15 protein-coding genes are annotated in these 15,455 nt (G+C 69.6%); 7 read left to right on the forward strand and 8 right to left on the reverse strand.

What is annotated here, in order from left to right; genetic code table 11:
* Positions 1-186: 186 nt before the first annotated feature.
* From VGU65_RS00830 to VGU65_RS00845, 4 genes are all read right to left on the reverse strand, one after another.
* Positions 187-1,101, reverse strand: coding sequence for a LysM peptidoglycan-binding domain-containing protein (locus VGU65_RS00830; protein WP_327472262.1), 915 nt, complete (start codon positions 1,099-1,101; stop codon positions 187-189).
* Positions 1,098-1,949: a PP2C family protein-serine/threonine phosphatase gene (locus VGU65_RS00835; protein WP_327472263.1), complete on the reverse strand. Its 852-nt coding sequence runs from the start codon at positions 1,947-1,949 to the stop codon at positions 1,098-1,100. Before VGU65_RS00835 ends, VGU65_RS00830 begins: the two co-directional genes overlap by 4 nt.
* Positions 1,950-2,001: 52 nt before the next feature.
* The gene (locus tag VGU65_RS00840) at positions 2,002-2,424 is read right to left on the reverse strand and encodes a DNA polymerase III subunit chi (protein ID WP_327472264.1); all 423 of its coding nucleotides are present in this window, start codon (positions 2,422-2,424) and stop codon (positions 2,002-2,004) included.
* Between the two features lie 61 nt (positions 2,425-2,485).
* The gene (locus VGU65_RS00845; protein WP_327472265.1) at positions 2,486-3,979 is read right to left on the reverse strand and encodes a leucyl aminopeptidase; all 1,494 of its coding nucleotides are present in this window, start codon (positions 3,977-3,979) and stop codon (positions 2,486-2,488) included.
* A 93-nt stretch (positions 3,980-4,072) separates the two neighbouring features.
* Here VGU65_RS00845 and lptF point away from each other — a divergent pair, with 93 nt between their 5' ends.
* The 3 genes from lptF (at position 4,073) to VGU65_RS00860 (ending at position 6,896) form a co-directional block, all read left to right on the forward strand.
* Entirely contained in the window at positions 4,073-5,185 is a 1,113-nt protein-coding gene (gene lptF, locus VGU65_RS00850) for an LPS export ABC transporter permease LptF (protein WP_327472266.1), read from the forward strand.
* Positions 5,185-6,282 carry an LPS export ABC transporter permease LptG gene (gene lptG / locus VGU65_RS00855; protein WP_414655777.1) on the forward strand — a complete coding sequence of 366 codons (1,098 nt, stop codon included), beginning with the start codon at positions 5,185-5,187 and terminating at the stop codon, positions 6,280-6,282. Before lptF ends, lptG begins: the two co-directional genes overlap by 1 nt.
* Positions 6,283-6,425: 143 nt before the next feature.
* The gene (locus VGU65_RS00860) at positions 6,426-6,896 is read left to right on the forward strand and encodes an OsmC family protein (protein ID WP_327472267.1); all 471 of its coding nucleotides are present in this window, start codon (positions 6,426-6,428) and stop codon (positions 6,894-6,896) included.
* Positions 6,897-7,023: 127 nt separating this feature from the next.
* Here the strand turns inward: VGU65_RS00860 and VGU65_RS00865 are convergent, their stop codons facing one another.
* Genes VGU65_RS00865 through VGU65_RS00875 form a run of 3 tightly spaced genes read right to left on the reverse strand, consistent with a single transcriptional unit; the run spans position 7,024 to position 10,060 of the window.
* Complete coding sequence (locus VGU65_RS00865; RefSeq protein ID WP_327472268.1) at positions 7,024-7,734, reverse strand: TVP38/TMEM64 family protein; 711 nt, start codon at positions 7,732-7,734, stop codon at positions 7,024-7,026.
* Entirely contained in the window at positions 7,731-8,291 is a 561-nt protein-coding gene (locus VGU65_RS00870) for a nucleoside deaminase (protein ID WP_327472341.1), read from the reverse strand. Before VGU65_RS00870 ends, VGU65_RS00865 begins: the two co-directional genes overlap by 4 nt.
* Before the next feature lie 5 nt (positions 8,292-8,296).
* Complete coding sequence (locus VGU65_RS00875) at positions 8,297-10,060, reverse strand: glutamine--tRNA ligase/YqeY domain fusion protein (protein ID WP_327472269.1); 1,764 nt, start codon at positions 10,058-10,060, stop codon at positions 8,297-8,299.
* A 147-nt stretch (positions 10,061-10,207) separates the two neighbouring features.
* Between VGU65_RS00875 and VGU65_RS00880 the strand changes: the two genes are divergently transcribed.
* The 3 genes from VGU65_RS00880 to VGU65_RS00890 are packed head-to-tail and all read left to right on the forward strand — an operon-like array spanning position 10,208 to position 11,921.
* Positions 10,208-10,483, forward strand: a complete 276-nt coding sequence (locus VGU65_RS00880) for a putative signal transducing protein (RefSeq protein WP_327472270.1) — start codon at positions 10,208-10,210, stop codon at positions 10,481-10,483.
* Complete coding sequence (locus VGU65_RS00885) at positions 10,480-11,385, forward strand: DMT family transporter (protein ID WP_327472271.1); 906 nt, start codon at positions 10,480-10,482, stop codon at positions 11,383-11,385. Before VGU65_RS00880 ends, VGU65_RS00885 begins: the two co-directional genes overlap by 4 nt.
* A gap of 17 nt (positions 11,386-11,402) precedes the next feature.
* The gene (locus VGU65_RS00890) at positions 11,403-11,921 is read left to right on the forward strand and encodes an adenine phosphoribosyltransferase (RefSeq protein ID WP_327472272.1); all 519 of its coding nucleotides are present in this window, start codon (positions 11,403-11,405) and stop codon (positions 11,919-11,921) included.
* Here the strand turns inward: VGU65_RS00890 and VGU65_RS00895 are convergent.
* Complete coding sequence (locus tag VGU65_RS00895; protein ID WP_327472273.1) at positions 11,915-12,646, reverse strand: lysophospholipid acyltransferase family protein; 732 nt, start codon at positions 12,644-12,646, stop codon at positions 11,915-11,917. The two genes, VGU65_RS00890 and VGU65_RS00895, sit on opposite strands and share 7 nt — an antisense overlap.
* A gap of 172 nt (positions 12,647-12,818) precedes the next feature.
* Between VGU65_RS00895 and clpB the strand changes: the two genes are divergently transcribed.
* A complete protein-coding gene (gene clpB, locus VGU65_RS00900; protein ID WP_327472274.1) occupies positions 12,819-15,410 on the forward strand; it encodes an ATP-dependent chaperone ClpB in 2,592 nt (863 codons plus the stop codon).
* The last annotated feature ends 45 nt before the right edge of the window (positions 15,411-15,455 follow it).

Genomic DNA, 15,455 nt, shown 5'->3' on the forward strand with positions numbered 1-15,455 from the left:
ACGAGCAGGGCTCGACCTCGGGGCGTAAGACGGGCATGTTTATGCAGGTTCATCCGGGGCTCCTGGTGTGCTGGTTGGGTCGCACCTCCAGAATCCCGGGATCGCCCCGGGTGAACAACCTACTGAGAGATCACAACTAGCCGGCCTTGGCTCCGCCCAGGAGACCGCATGCCGGCAAGAACGGGTTCAGAACTGTTTGAGCCGCTGCTTGAGTTCGAGCGCGCGCGCGCGATAGACCGTGGCCGGCTCGAAGTCCGGCTGGATCGCCAGCACGCGGTTCCACAGCGAGATCGCCTGGTCCAGCTGCTGGTCGCGATAGAGCACGATGGCGCGCTGGTGGTAGACCGAGACCAGCTGCTGGCGCAGCGCCTGGGCGTCGGCGCCGGCGGACGGCAGCCCCGGATCGGCATCCAGCGCCTCGTCCATCCGTTCCAGCGCCTGGGTGCGCTGGCCCTTGTGCAGCAGCGCCACGCTTTCGTCCTGCAGCCGACGCGCCCGGGCCTCGCTGGAAGCACTGGCAGGGGCCGCGCGCTGCTCCTGGGCGGCGCCCTCCGGAGCATCGGTCGAGACCAGGCGTGAAGCCGGCAGGCGCAATTTCTGGCCGGCGCGCAGCACGGAGGGATTGGTCGAGCGGTTGTAGCGCGCAAGGATCAGGAAGCGGCCGCCGTCGCCCAGGTAACGTGCCGCCAGCGTGCTGTAGGAATCGCCCGGCTGCACCACGTACTGGCGCGAGGCATGGCCCAACGCCTGCTCCGGATCGACGGTGAGCTGGCGCAGCAGGGCCTGCGCGACGCGGTCGTCCGGATTGACCTCGAGGAAGCGGCGCAGCTGCCGCTCGCCTTCGGCGTAGTGGCCCAGTTGCAGCTGCTGGTTGACGATGGCCGCCAGCGAGGGGGGCGGCACCTCGGCGGCGGGAGGCAGTGCCGCGGAGACCGGCGCCGGTGCCGCCGCCGGTGCCGGCGCGGCGTGCCCGCCCATGCGCGCCCTCAGCTCGGCGCATCCGCCCAGGCCGCCGGCGAGCAACACGCTCGATGCCAGCATCAGCGCACGGCAGACTTGCGCGGAACGCACGTAGCGAAAGTTCTGCACGAATATCCTCATAGTTGTTCCACACTCATTCCGTCCGGCTTGGCCGCGGCGCGGCCAGCCATCGACGTCCCTCGCGCCCGGCCACGGGCGCGCCACCATGTCATCCAGCCTATCCGGACCAAGATCAACGACACATTGTCGCCGTCCGCGCCGCCGCGCTCCAGCGCGCGCGCCAGCGCCTCGTGCAACGCGCGGCGCAGGTTGCGCCGGCGGGTGAGCCGTCCCAGTTCGGCGGTGGACAGCCGTTCCCATACGCCGTCGCTGCACAGCACGAACGACTGGCCCGGGCGGATCGCCGCGAAGCCGTGCTCGACCTGCGGCGGCTGCGGGCCGCCCAGGCCGCGCAGCAGCACGTGCTGGTCGGCATCCAGGCCCATCGCTTCGGGCGCGAGCTCGCCGCGGGCCACTTTGAGCTGCGCCAGGCTGTGGTCCTCGGTGCGGCCCAGGCAGCGTCCGTGCTGGAAACGGTAGAGCCGGCTGTCGCCCACGTGCGCCCAGCAGGCGCGCCGGCCCCGGATCAGCAGGGCGACCACGGTCGAATGCGGCTCCGCGCCCACCAGGCTCTCGCCGTGCCGGCGCAACCCCGCGTGGGCCGCCTGGCATAGCGATTCCAGGAACAGCGGCCCGGGCTGCTCGCGCCATTGGCCCTGGTCCCAGAACCGGCGGGCGGTGTCGACGACGGCCGCGGAGGCCAGCTCGCCGGCCCCATCGCCGCCCATGCCGTCGGCCAGCACCAGCAGCCGCGCATCGGACGCCGCGTCGTGCAGGCAAATCAGTGCGTCCTGCTGCGTGAGGCGCCCGCCGCGTGCCCGCCCGGCCATCACCGACGGTATCGCCTGGCTCTCGATCCGCTGATCCATCGTCCGGCCCCTGCCCGAAGATGGGGCGAGCATAACGCCGCCGCGGGCCTCGCTACATGTCGTACTTCGCCAGTTGCAAACCGCGTTGCTGATAATCGCGCCAACGCTCGCGCGAGCCGGTGCGTTCGGCCGGGTCGGCGGCGACCACCTCGAGCACGCGCTCGAAGCGCCCGGTGGCGCAGCTCTCGCGCAGGTTGATCACCAGCGGGCGGTCGGGCGTGTCGATGCCGGGCGGCACGATCAGCACGGCGGTGTGCTCGTCGTCCTCGTCGCCGGCCAACTGGTGCGGGACGTAGGCGTCCGGGTCGAAGTCCCACAACAGGGTGTCGACCGCCTCGGCCTGCTCGAAATCGCGGGTGAGGATCAGCGTCGGCTGCTGCGCCGCATACGCGCGCCGCGCCAGTTCGCAGACCAGCAGCAGCGGCTGTTCGCGGAAGCGCGGCTTGTCGATCAGGTAGAAGTCGGCGCGGGGCATGGTCGACTCGACAGTTGGGCTGGGGTGCGGCGCCGTGGCTGGCACGGCGCCGGTTCGGCGGTCAGCCGGCGCGGTCGATCAGCCACTGCGCCAGCAGCGGCACCGGGCGGCCGGTGGCCAGTCCCTTGCGTCCTTCGTCCCAGGCGGTGCCGGCGATGTCCAGATGCGCCCAGCGCTGGCCCTCGGTGAAGCGCGACAGGAAGCAGCCGGCGGTGATCGCGCCGGCGCTCTTGCCGCCGATGTTGGCCACGTCGGCGAAGCCCGATTCCAGCTGCACCTGGTAGTCGTCCCACAGCGGCAGGCGCCATGCGCGGTCGAGCGTGGCCTCGCCGGCAGCGAGCAACTCGGCGGCCAGGTCGTCATGCTTGCTCATCAGGCCGCTGGCGTGCTTGCCGAGCGCGATGACGCAGGCGCCGGTCAGCGTGGCGGCGTCGATGATGGCCTTGGGCTGGTAGGTCTGCGCGGTCCAGGTCAGCGCGTCGCACAGGATCAGGCGGCCCTCGGCGTCGGTATTGAGCACCTCGATGGTCAGGCCCGAGAGGCTGGTCAACACGTCGCTTGGGCGGTAGCTGTCGCCGTCGGGCATGTTCTCGGCCGAGGGCACCACGCAGACCAGGTTGAGCTTGAGGCCCATCTTCACCGTGGCGACGAAGGCGCCCAGCACGCCGGCGGCGCCGCCCATGTCGAACTTCATCTCTTCCATGCCGGCGCCGGGCTTGAGGCTGATGCCTCCGGAGTCGAAGGTGATGCCCTTGCCGACGAAAGCGTAAGGCTTGTCGCCCTCATTGCCGCCCTTGTATTCCAGCGCGATCAGGCGCGGCTTGTTGACCGAGCCGCGGCCGACCGCCAGCAGCGAGCCGAAGCCGAGCTTTTCCATCGCCTCGTGGTCGAGCACGCGGCAGCTGACGCCTTCGTTGGCGTCGGCAAAAGCCTGGGCGCTTGCGGCGATGTAGGCGGGATTGCAGATGTTCGGCGGCAGGTTGGCCAGCTCGCGGGCGAAGCGCACGCCTTGGGCGATGGCCACCGCCTGGTCCAGCCCGGGCTGCGCCTCGGCGGCGGCGACGAAGGCCACCGACTGGAGCTCCGGCTGCGCGGCCTTCTCGCGCGGCTTGAAGGTAGCCGTATAGCGATAGGCGGCATGGTCGGCGGCCAGCGCCGCGGTCCGCACGCGCCAGGCGGCGTCGCGGCCGGGCACATCCAGCTCGGCCAGGAAGGACACCGCCGTGTCGACCGGCAGCTTGCCCAGCGCGCGGGCAGCTTCCAGGTGGACCTTCTGGTAGCGCGCAGCGTCGAAGCTCTTCTGCGCGCCCAAGCCGACCACCAGGACGCGGCGGGCGGCCACGCCGGCGGGCGCATACAGCACGGCGGTGCTGCCGGGCTTGCCGCTGATGTCGCCGCTTTCCACCTGGCGCTTGATCGCACCCTCGCTGGCCCCGTCCACGCGCGCGGCGGCGCTGGTCAGCAGGCCGTTCTCGTAGACACCGACCACCAGGCAGGGCGTTTCGACGGTTTCTGGCGAGGTGCTGGCGGCGACCAGACTGAACTGAAGCGTCATCGGAAAGGATCCTGCAAAGCGAACAAGGAGGGCGGACCGGCTAGACTTGGCGTTCGGCGCCGGCCTGCGGTGCGAGACCCTCAATCCTATCGCATGCTGAGCATCCTCGACCGCTACTTTCTGCGCGAACTGGCCCAGACGGTCGCCGCCACCACGATCGTGCTGCTGGCGATCATCACCGGCACGACGTTCGCGAAGGTCCTCCAGCAGGTGGCTGGCGGCAGCTTCCCGGCCAGCGTGATATTTCCCGTGCTGGGTCTGCGCACGCTGGACGGGTTGACCAACCTGTTGCCGCTGGCCGGCTTCCTCGGCGCGATGATGGCGCTGGGCCGCATGTACCGCGAAAGCGAGATGCACGTGCTGGCGTCCTCCGGCATGGGGCCGCGCGGACTGCTCCGGCCGGTGGCGATCCTGGCCGGCATCATCGTGCTGGTGACGGCGCTGGTTTCGCTGTGGCTGGGACCGTGGGCGGTGCGCACCTCCGACGCGCTGGTGGCCGCGGCCAACCGCTCGGTGATCGCCGCAGGCCTGGACGCCGGACGCTTCACCGAACTGCCCGGCAAGGGCGGCATCATCTTCGTCGAGTCGCTGAGCCGCGACGGCAGCGTGCTGGGCAAGACCTTCGTGGCGAGCGAAAGCGTGGACAAGGATGGCACCCGCCAGATCAAGCTGGTCACCGCCGCAGGCGGCCAGCTCTATCAGGAGAGCAGCGGCCAGAGCCGCTTCATGGCATTGCGCAACGGCTGGCAATACAAGATCCCGCTCGGCCGCGACGACTGGTGGCGCATGCAGTACGCGCGCAACGACGTGGCCTTGTCCGAGGTGAAGGCCGACGACGAGGAGGACCCGGCCCACTCGCAAGGCAGCTGGGCGCTGGCCACCTCCGCCTCGCCCGACGCGCGCGCCGAATTCGCCTGGCGCGTGCATGCGCCGCCGATGGCCTTCGTATTGCTGATGCTGGCCCTGCCGTTGTCGCGCCAGAGCCCGCGTGAGCCCCGTTACGGGCGGGTGCTGCTGGCCCTGCTCGGCTTCTATCTCTACTACCTGCTGCTGGCGCTCGGCCGCGCGCAGATCGGCAAGGGCCACTGGGCCAACTCGCTGCCGCTGCTCATCGTGCACCTGCTGGCGCTGGCGCTGGCGGCCTGGCTGTTCTGGAAGCAGTACGCCCCGCGCAAGCCGCGCGGCCCGCGCGGGGCGGTGGCCTGATGCAGCTCTCGATCAAGCGCGTCGACCGCCTGGTCGGCATGGCGGTGCTGGGCTCGCTGCTCACGGTGTGGCTGGTACTCACCGGCTTCGACGCGGTGACCCAGCTCCTGCGCCAGCTGGGCCTGGTCGGGCGCAACGGATTCACCACCCTCAATGCGATCAGCTACGTGCTGGTGACCGTGCCGCGGCGCCTGTACGAGATGTTCATCTTCGCCGCGGTGATCGGTGGCCTGATGGGCCTGGGCGCGCTGGGCGCCAGCGGCGAGCTGACCGCGCTGCGCGCGGCGGGCATGTCGCGGCTGCGCATCGCGGCCTCGGCCGCCGGTGTGGTGGCAGTGCTGACGGTGGGCGTGACCATCCTGGGCGAGACCGCCGCGCCGTGGGGCGACCAGCAGGCGCAGGCCATGCAACTGCGCATGAAGGCGAACAACCTGGGGCTATCCGGCAGCACGGGCCTGTGGGCGCGCGACGGCGACCGGGTGATCAATGCCAAGGCCACGCTGATCAAGCAGGTCGAGGGGCACAACGTGGTGCAGCTGGCGGACGTGCGCGTCTTCACGCTGACGCCCGATGGCCAGGTCAGCCGCTTCGACTGGGCGCATAGCGCGCAGAACGACGGCCGCCGCTGGACCCTCGAAGGCGTGCGCACCACCACGCTGGACGCCGCCGGCACGCACAGCAGCTCGGTGGCCAGCGAGCCGTGGGATTCACGCCTCAATCCGCGCGTGCTCGAGCAATCGGTCATCCAGCCGCAATACCTGCCGATGCGCGACCTGCACCGCAACATGACCTATCTCACCCGCAACGGGCAGAACCCGGGTATCTACGCGGTGACCTTCTGGGGCCGCGTGCTCTACCCCCTCAATACGCTGGTGCTGGTGTTGTGCGCGATGCCGTTCGCCTTCGGCGCGCTGCGCTCGGGCGGGCTGGGCAAGCGGATCTTCGTGGGCATCCTGCTGGCGATCGGCTGGTACTTCCTGCAGAAGGCCTTGGTGAACTTCGCCACCATCTACGGGGTGCCGCCGCTGCCGGCCAACCTGTTGCCGGCGCTGATACTCACCCTGGGAGCCTGGTTGTACTTCCGCCGCAAACTCTGAGGCAGCCATCGGGACGGCCGCAGACGGAGCCCCTGCCGGACGTCTGTTCCAAGGCGCCCCGGCTCCCTTTTCGCCCGCTGGCCCGCGGCTTGAACGCCGGGCCGATAGCATGGCGCCACCCGCACCGACCGCCGGAGACACCCATGGGCAAGCACACCGCTGAACTGCGCTGGACGCGCGGCGACCAGGCCTTCCTCGACAACCGATACAGCCGCCTGCACAGCGCGCGCTTCGATGGCGGCCTGCAGATCCCGATGTCCTCCTCGCCCGGCGTGGTGGCGGTGCCGATGTCCGATCCGGCGGCGGTGGACCCGGAGGAGGCCTTCGTCGCCGCGCTGGCCAGTTGCCACATGCTGTGGTTCTTGAGCCTGGCCGCCCGCGACGGCTGGCGTGTGGACAGCTACCGCGACGCGGCGGCCGGCACCATGGGGCGCGACGAGCGCAACCGCATCGTCATGCGCGAGGTGCTGCTACGGCCTCAAGTGGACTTCTCCGGCGACCGGCTGCCCAGCCGCGAACAGATCGAGCAGCTCCACCACGACGCCCATGCCGAGTGCTTCCTCGCCCATTCGGTCCGCTGCGAGGTGCGCTGCGAGCCGGTGATGGAAGAGTGAGTCATCGTCGTTGCTGCTTGCGGTCGAAGTTGCCGGCGGTTGAGTGCGCCGGAAAGCCAGGCGTCTCGCACCCGCAGGCCGATCACGCAGCTCGTGGACGAGGCCAGGCGCCTGCCCCGGCCGTCCTTCAATCGCCCTGCGCCTGGCGACGATGGCGGGTGAAGTGGCCGATCAGCAGCGGCACCAACGCGAGCAGGGCGATCGCACCCAGCGGCAGCAGCACTTCCCGGTGCATGAACAGGCCCAGGCCGATGCGGTCGCTCTGGGTGAGCGCCCGGCCCAGCCCGGCGCCGATCGATGTCTCGAACACCAGCGCCACCGTACCGCCCAGCCAGGTGGCGCCGACGAACAGCCACAGCGGGCAGCGCAGCCAGGCCAGGCAGACGGTGATCAAACCGAATGGCGCCACCGGCACGAAGCGCAGGAACAAGGTGTAACTGATCGGGTGGCGCTCGAAGCCGTGGTGCAGCTTCGCCGCCAGCGGCGGCGGGTGCCGGCTGCCGGCACCGAAGGCATAGCGGCTGGCGAGGTAGAGGATTAGCGAGCCCAGGGTCAGGCCGATCGAGGACCAGGTCGTGCCCTCGACTACTCCGAAGGCAAAGCCACCGGCGAAGATGATGATGACGGTGCCGGGAATGCCGGTCGCCATCGCCAGCGTAAGCAGGCCGATGTAGGCCAGCCGGCTGAGCCAGGGGTTGTCCGCGATCTGCTGCTGCAGTTCTTTCTGGTGTGCGATGAGCTGCTCGGGGTTGAGCCGGTCCAGCGCGCCCGAAGCGAACAGCACCACGCCGGCGATCACCAGCAACAGCAACGGCAAGGCGGCGCGCAGTCGGCTCAATAGTGCGCTCCAGTCTTGCCGTACTCGGCTAGCACCGTGCGCGCTTGCTCGCGCAGGATGTCGCGCCGTACGGCGATGCCGCGGCGTTCGAGCTGGGCGATCCAGTCCACGGGCAACGGGCCTTCGTCGAAGGTGGTGAGCGATTCGACGTCCTCGCCGCGCGCGCCGATCAGCAACTCGTCGATGCCCGCCCACACCGTGGCGCCGAAGCACTGGCAGCAGGGCTGCGCGCTGGTGGCCAGGATGAAGCGGCCGTTGTCGCCGGCGTTGAGGCGGAAGCTCGCCAGGCGCTGCTGCGCGAGCATGTAGGCCATCGTCTCGGCGTGCGCGACCGAGCAGGTCTGTGGCACCACGCGGTTGATGCCGGCCGACACCAGCCGGCCGTCCTCATGGAACACCGCCGCTCCGAACGGCCCGCCATGGCTGCGCGCCACGTTCTGGCGCGAGAGCTCGATCGCGAGCCCCACGCGGTCTTCGTCGCTGAGGTAACGGCGGCCGGTGTCGGCCAGCTCGCCGACCCATGGTGGCAGCGTGAGATGAAGCTGGAGCGGCAGCAGCATGCTCAGGCGCCGGCCTGCTTGGCCCAGGTGTCGCGCAGCGTCACCGTGCGGTTGAACACCGGCGCGTCCGGCCGGTGGTCGAGGCGGTCGGCGACGAAATAGCCCAGCCGCTCGAACTGGAAGCGCTGCTCCGGCTCGGCCTGCGCCGCCGCTGGCTCCAGCCAGCCGCGCCCGACACGCTTGGCATCCGGATTGATGTGCTCGATCCAGCTCTTGCCGTCGCTCTCGTCGTCGGGCGCCGCTACGTTGAACAGCCGGTCGTAGATGCGCACCTCGGCGGCCACCGCGTGGCGCGCGCTGACCCAGTGGATGGTGCCTTTGACCTTGCGGTCGGCGCCCGGCAGGCCTGCGCGGGACTCCGGATCGAGCGTGCAGCGCAGTTCGAGTATGTCGCCGGCGTCGTCCTTGACCACTTCCTCGCACTTGACGATGCCCACGCCGCGCAGACGCACCTCGCCGCCCGGCACCAGGCGCTTGAAGCCCTTGGGCGGGACCTCGGCGAAGTCCTCGCGCTCGATCCACACCGTGCTCGCGAAGGGCACCTCGCGCGTCCCGAAGCTCTCGTCCTTCGGATGGTTCGAGAAGGTGAGGCTTTCCTCATGGTCGCCGGGCAGGTTGGTGATGGTGAGCTTGAGCGGGTCGAGCACGGCCATGCGCCGCGGCGCGGCGGCGTCCAGGTCCTCGCGCACGCAGTTCTCGAGGATGGCGTAGTCGATCACGCTGTTCTGCTTGCTGATCCCCAACCGCTCGATCAGCAGGCGCAGGCCGGCCGGAGTGAAGCCGCGCCGGCGCAGGCCGCGCAGGGTGTTCATGCGCGGGTCGTCCCAGCCGTCGACCAGGCCCTCGTTCACAAGCTGTGCGAGCTTGCGCTTGCTGGTGATGCAGTAGGAGAGGTTCAAGCGCGAGAACTCGATCTGGCGCGGCTTGGCCGGCTTGGCCTCGAGGCCGGCGTCCACCACGGACTGCCACAGCGCCGGGTGCGCGGCCAGGTCGACGTTGTCCACGCACCAGTCGTACAACGGCCGGTGGTCCTCGAACTCCAGCGTGCACAGCGAGTGGGTGATGCCTTCCATCGCATCGGACAGCGCATGCGCGAAGTCGTACATCGGGTAGATCGGCCAGGCGTCGCCGGTGTTCTGGTGGGCCACCTTGCGGATGCGGTAGAGCGCCGGGTCGCGCAGGTTGATGTTGCCCGCGGCCATGTCGATCTTGGCGCGCAGGGTGCGGCTGCCGTCGGGGAACTCGCCGGCGCGCATGCGCTTGAAGAGATCGAGGTTCTCTTCGATCGGGCGATCGCGATAGGGCGAATTGCGCCCCGGCTCGGTCAGCGTGCCACGGTATTCGCGCACCTCATCGGCGGACAAATCGTCTACGTACGCCTTGCCGTCCTCGATCAGCTTGAGCGCGGCGCGGTAGAACACGTCGAAGTAGTCCGAGGCATGGCGCAGCTCGTGCCAGTCGTAGCCCAGCCAGCGCACGTCGTCCTTGATGCCCGCGACGAACTCGGGGTCTTCCTTGCCCGGGTTGGTATCGTCCAGGCGCAGGTTGCACCAGCCGCCGAACTCGCGCGCGATGCCGAAGTTCAGGCAGATCGCCTTGGCGTGGCCGATATGCAGGTAGCCGTTGGGCTCGGGCGGGAAGCGCGTGCGGATGGCGTGGTGCTTGCCGGAGGCCAGGTCCTCGCGGATGATCTGGCGCACGAAGTCCCGCTGCACGTTCTCTGCAGTACCCGGGGCGGTTTCGGCGGCGGAGGTTTCGCTGGACATCGGTGCGGCTCGGGCAGGCTTGGGTGGAAACCGGAGAGTTTACCCTGAGTTGCACATGTCCCTGGTCGACTCCGCTTTGGGTGGTGAGGTTTAGCGCTTCCTGCGCCAGGGCTTGCCGCTCCCCGAGGGGCGCAGTAGCGTGGCCGCATGCGCATCGCCTACCGAGCCGAAAGCCTGATCGACGCCCACCTGGTCAAGGATGCGCTGGAGCGCGAGGAGATTCCTGCGTTCATCGCAGGCGAATACCTGACCGGCGCGGTAGGCCAGCTGCCGGCGATCGACTACGTCGCAGTGATGGTGCCCGAATCCTCCGCGGGCGCCGCCGAGGCGGTGGTGCGCGGGGTAGAGGCGCAACTGGCCGAGGCCCGTGCGGCGCTCGGTGACTGGGACGGCGACGCGCAACTGGCCACCGGCTCGCCGTGAACCGATCCGTTTCCACGGTCGCGACGCCGCTGGCGCCGTCGGCGGCGGTTGGCCGCATGGCACTGGGCGCGATGTTGCTTTCCACCACCAGCATCTTCGTGGTGCTGGCGCAGGTCGCGCCGACCGTGTCGGCGTTCTACCGCATGCTGTTCGGCGGCGCGATGTTGCTGGGCTGGGTGGCGCTCACACGGGGCTGGGTGCGCGTCCATTGGCGCGACATGGCGCTCGCGCTGCTGCCGGCGTCGGGCTTTTCGCTGGATCTGATCTTCTGGCACCGGTCGATCCTCTGGGTGGGGCCGGGCGTGGCCACGCTGCTGACCAACCTCCAGGTGTTCCTGATGGCACTGGTTGGCTGGTGGATCTACCGCGAACGGCTGGGGCGCTGGTTCCTGCCGGGCATCGCGGTGGCGCTGGCAGGGCTGTGGCTGCTGGTCGGTGCGCACTGGTCGTTGTTCGATGCGCGGCACCGGCTCGGCGTGTGGCTGGGGCTGGCCAGCGGCCTGGCCTATACGGTCTACCTGCTGAGCTTCCGGCGCGCGCTGTCGGGGCATACGGCGCTGCCAGCGGCGCAGTTCCTCGGGCTGATGAGTCTGCTAAGCGCGCTACTGCTGCTGTCGTGGGGGCTGGCCGAAGGCGACGCGTTCGCGCTGGCGACGGCGCGCAGCTGGAGCGCGCTGCTGGCGTTGGGCTTCTTCGGCCAGGTGCTGGCCTGGCTGCTGATGGTGGGCGCGATGCCGCTGCTGCCGGCCTCGCTGGTGGGCCTGTTGCTGCTGTTGCAGCCGGCGCTGGCCTTCGTGCTGGACGTGCTGCTGTTCAAGCGCCCGACCGGCGGTGGCGACTGGCTTGGCCTGGCGCTCGCGCTGGTTGGCATCCTGCTCGGCACGATGCGCCGGAAAAGGTAGGGGACCGGAGTTCGATGGTGGAAGACCTTGCAGCGCTGATCCGCGCCGTGCCGGACTTCCCCCGGCCGGGCGTGGTCTTCCGCGACGTCACGCCGCTGCTCGCCGACGCCGGCGCGTTCGCGCGCTGCATCGATGCGCTGGCCGAACCCTGGCTGGACGAAGGCGTGCGCGTGGTGTGCGGGATCGAGTCGCGCGGCTTCATCTTCGGCGCCGCGCTGGCGCAGAAGCTCAACGCCGGCTTCGTGCCGCTGCGCAAGCCGGGCAAGTTGCCGCCGCCGGTGGTGGGCGTGGACTACGCGCTCGAGTACGGCCAGGACCGGCTGGAAGTGCGCGCCGATGCGCTGCAGCCAGGCGAGCGCGCGCTGCTGGTCGACGACGTGCTGGCCACCGGCGGCACGCTGGCCGCGGCGCAGGCGCTGCTCGACCGCCTCGGCGTGGAGCTGGTCGGCGCGGGCGTGGTGATCGAGCTGCCGGCACTGCGGGGACGCTCGCACTGGCGGGACGACAGGCCGCTGCACGCGCTGCTGCGCTACTGAGCGGCGCCTTCCAGTAGCGCGACCACCCTCGCGCGGGCCTGCCCGGCCAGCGCATTGCGGTCATGCGGTGCGAGGCCTTGCGTGGGCAGCGGATCGCCCATCCGCAACACGATGGTTCCCGGCCGCACGCGGAAACCTGCCGCCGGCAGCACTTCGCCGCTGCCCTCGATTGCGACCGGCACCACGCTCACTCCGGCCTCGATCGCCAGTTGGAAAGCGCCGCCCTTGAACGCGCCCACGCAGCCGTCGCGGCTGCGCGTGCCTTCGGGAAAGGCACACACGCTGGCGCCGGCGCGCACGACTTCGACGGCCGCATGCAGCCGCCGCGCCGAGCTGCGCGCGCTGGCACGCTCGATGAACACCATGCCCATCGCCTGGGCGTACCAGCCCACGAACGGCACCTTCGCCAGTTCCTGCTTGAGCACGAAGCGCACCGGTACCGGCAGCGCGCGGAACAGCGCACAGATGTCGATCATGGACTGGTGGTTGGCCACGAACACGTGAGGGCGCGACCAGTCGACCCGCTCCAGCCCGTGCACTTCCAGTCGGGCGCCGGCGCCGTGCAGCAGCCCCGGCGACCAGCAGCGCGAGGCCATCCGCAGCGGCCAGCGGCGCCCGCCGGTAACGACGCGCACCAGCAGCGCCAGGCAGATCCAGCCGGCGGTCCAGAGCAGAGTGAACAGCAATTGCAGCGTGTTGAACGTGGCCCAGGCCAGGCGGCTCATACACGCGATCCGGAAGGTTTCGTCACGAGGCGTCCCTGCAGGCCGAGCGGAAAATGATACGGGTCGCCCGCGTGCGCCGACCAGATGGGCCCGCCGTCTTGAAGGGCACTGAGACGCCCTCATCTCCTGCGCATTGCGGCGGGGCCGCCCGATTTTCCGAGGAATCCACGTCATGCGGATGGACAAACTCACCTCGCGCTTCCAGCAGGCGCTCGCGGACGCACAGTCGCTGGCCGTGGGCCGCGACAACAACATCCTGGAACCGGCGCATGTGATGGCGGCGCTGCTCGACCAGCAGGGCGGGTCGACCGCACCGCTACTGACCCAGGCGCACGTCAACGTGCCGGTGCTGCGCGAGCGTGTCGGCGAGATCCTGGGCCGCCTGCCGCAGGTGCGCGGGCAGGAAGGCAACATCAGCGTCGGCAACGACCTGACCCGCCTGCTCAACCTCACCGACAAGCTCGCGCAGCAGCGCGGCGACCAGTTCATCGCCAGCGAACTGTTCGTGCTGGCGGCGCTGGAGGACAAGGGCGAAGTCGGCGCGGCGCTGAAGGCCGCCGGCGCCACCAAGACGAACCTCGAGGCTGCGATCGACAAGGTCCGCGGCGGCGAGAAGGTGCAGAGCGAGAACGCCGAGGACCAGCGCCAGGCGCTGGAGAAGTTCTGCATCGATCTGACCTCTCGCGCCGAGAGCGGCAAGCTCGATCCCGTCATCGGCCGCGACGAGGAGATCCGCCGGACGATCCAGGTGCTGCAGCGGCGCACCAAGAACAATCCGGTACTGATCGGCGAGCCCGGCGTGGGCAAGACCGCGATCGTCGAGGGCCTGGCGCAGCGCATCGTCAAGGGCGAGGTGCCCGAGGGCCTGCGCGACCGCCGCGTGCTCGCGTTGGACATGGGCGCGCTGATCGCCGGCGCCAAGTTCCGCGGCGAGTTCGAGGAGCGCCTGAAGGCCGTGCTCAACGACCTGGCCAAGCAGGAGGGCCGGGTGATCCTGTTCATCGACGAGCTGCACACCATGGTCGGCGCCGGCAAGGCCGAGGGCGCGATGGATGCGGGCAACATGTTGAAGCCCGCGCTGGCGCGCGGCGAGCTGCACTGCATCGGCGCCACCACGCTGGACGAGTACCGCAAGTACATCGAGAAGGATGCCGCGCTGGAGCGCCGCTTCCAGAAGGTGTTCGTCGGCGAGCCGAGCGTGGAAGACACCATCGCGATCCTGCGTGGCCTGAAGGAGCGCTATGCCGTGCACCACGGCGTGGAGATCACCGACCCGGCGATCGTGGCCGCGGCCACGCTTTCCAACCGCTACATCACCGACCGCCAGCTTCCCGACAAGGCGATCGACCTGATGGACGAGGCAGCCAGCCGCATACGCATGGAGATCGACTCCAAGCCGGAGGAGCTGGACCGCCTGGAGCGCCGCCTCACGCAGCTGAAGATCCAGCGCGAGATGCTCAAGAAGGAGACCGACGAGGCCTCCAGGAAGCGCTTGGCCGACCTGGAGAGCGACATCGAGAAGCTCGAGCGCGAGTTCTCCGACTTGAACGAGGTGTGGAAATCGGAGAAGGCCACGCTGCAGGGCGCCACCAAGATCAAGGAGCAGATCGAGGCCGCGCGCCTGGAGCTGGAGACCGCCCAGCGCCGCCAGGATTACGCGAAGATGAGCGAGATCCAGTACGGCCGCCTGCCGGAACTGGAGAAACAGCTCGCCGCCGCGCAGGCCGCCGAGAAGCAGGAATTCAAGCTGGTGCAGGACCGCGTCACCGACGAGGAGATCGCCGAGGTCGTCTCGCGCTGGACCGGCATCCCCGTGTCCAAGATGCTCGAAGGCGAGCGCGAGAAGCTGCTGCACATGGAGGCGGCGCTGCACAAGCGCGTGGTCGGCCAGGACGAGGCTGTGCGCGCCGTGTCCGATGCGATCCGCCGCGCCCGCGCGGGCCTGTCAGATCCGAACCGCCCGTACGGCTCGTTCCTGTTCCTGGGCCCCACCGGCGTGGGCAAGACCGAGCTGTGCAAGGCGCTCGCCGAATTCCTGTTCGACACCCAGGAGGCGATGGTGCGCATCGACATGAGCGAATTCATGGAGAAGCACTCCGTCGCCCGCCTGATCGGCGCGCCCCCGGGCTACGTCGGCTACGAGGAAGGCGGCTACCTCACCGAGGCAGTGCGCCGCCGGCCCTACGCCGTGATCCTGCTGGACGAGGTGGAGAAGGCGCATCCGGACGTGTTCAACATCCTGCTGCAGGTGCTCGACGACGGGCGCCTCACCGACGGCCAGGGCCGCACGGTGGACTTCCGCAACACGGTCATCGCGATGACCTCGAACCTGGGCTCGCAGATGATCCAGGACGCTGCCGACTCCGGCGGCGACGCGGAGGAGCAGTACACCAAGATGAAGGCGGCGGTGATGGGCGTGGTGCAGGCGCACTTCCGCCCGGAGTTCATCAACCGCCTGGACGAGCTGGTGGTGTTCCGGCCGCTGGAGAAGGACCAGATCCGTGCCATCGCTAAGATCCAGCTGGCCTACCTGGAGAAACGGCTGGCCGAGCGCGATCTGAAGCTCGACGTGGGCGACAACGCGCTGGCGCTGCTGGGTAATGTGGGCTTCGATCCGGTGTACGGCGCGCGGCCGCTCAAGCGCGCCATCCAGCAGCAGCTGGAGAACCCGCTGGCCAGGGAGATCCTGGAGGGCCGCTTCACGCCCGGCACCACCATCCACGTGGATGCCGAAGGCGGGCGCCTCGCCTTCAAGGCCGTCTGATACCCGGCCCTCCCCTGCGGAGAGAGGGCAGGGGTGGGGCCGGGT

The organism is Frateuria sp., from assembly GCF_035943815.1.
GTDB lineage: Bacteria > Pseudomonadota > Gammaproteobacteria > Xanthomonadales > Rhodanobacteraceae > Frateuria_A.

What these genes read in the sequence shown, in the direction of transcription:
- VGU65_RS00835 (WP_327472263.1), bottom strand. Translation starts at nt 1,949, where the DNA reads ATGGATCAGCGGATCGAGAGCCAGGCGATACCGTCGGTGATGGCCGGG.
- VGU65_RS00880 (WP_327472270.1), top strand. Translation starts at nt 10,208, where the DNA reads ATGCGCATCGCCTACCGAGCCGAAAGCCTGATCGACGCCCACCTGGTC.
- VGU65_RS00895 (WP_327472273.1), bottom strand. Translation starts at nt 12,646, where the DNA reads ATGAGCCGCCTGGCCTGGGCCACGTTCAACACGCTGCAATTGCTGTTC.
- VGU65_RS00845 (WP_327472265.1), bottom strand. Translation starts at nt 3,979, where the DNA reads ATGACGCTTCAGTTCAGTCTGGTCGCCGCCAGCACCTCGCCAGAAACC.
- clpB (WP_327472274.1), top strand. Translation starts at nt 12,819, where the DNA reads ATGCGGATGGACAAACTCACCTCGCGCTTCCAGCAGGCGCTCGCGGAC.
- VGU65_RS00875 (WP_327472269.1), bottom strand. Translation starts at nt 10,060, where the DNA reads ATGTCCAGCGAAACCTCCGCCGCCGAAACCGCCCCGGGTACTGCAGAG.
- VGU65_RS00860 (WP_327472267.1), top strand. Translation starts at nt 6,426, where the DNA reads ATGGGCAAGCACACCGCTGAACTGCGCTGGACGCGCGGCGACCAGGCC.
- lptF (WP_327472266.1), top strand. Translation starts at nt 4,073, where the DNA reads ATGCTGAGCATCCTCGACCGCTACTTTCTGCGCGAACTGGCCCAGACG.
- lptG (WP_414655777.1), top strand. Translation starts at nt 5,185, where the DNA reads ATGCAGCTCTCGATCAAGCGCGTCGACCGCCTGGTCGGCATGGCGGTG.
- VGU65_RS00830 (WP_327472262.1), bottom strand. Translation starts at nt 1,101, where the DNA reads ATGAGGATATTCGTGCAGAACTTTCGCTACGTGCGTTCCGCGCAAGTC.
- VGU65_RS00840 (WP_327472264.1), bottom strand. Translation starts at nt 2,424, where the DNA reads ATGCCCCGCGCCGACTTCTACCTGATCGACAAGCCGCGCTTCCGCGAA.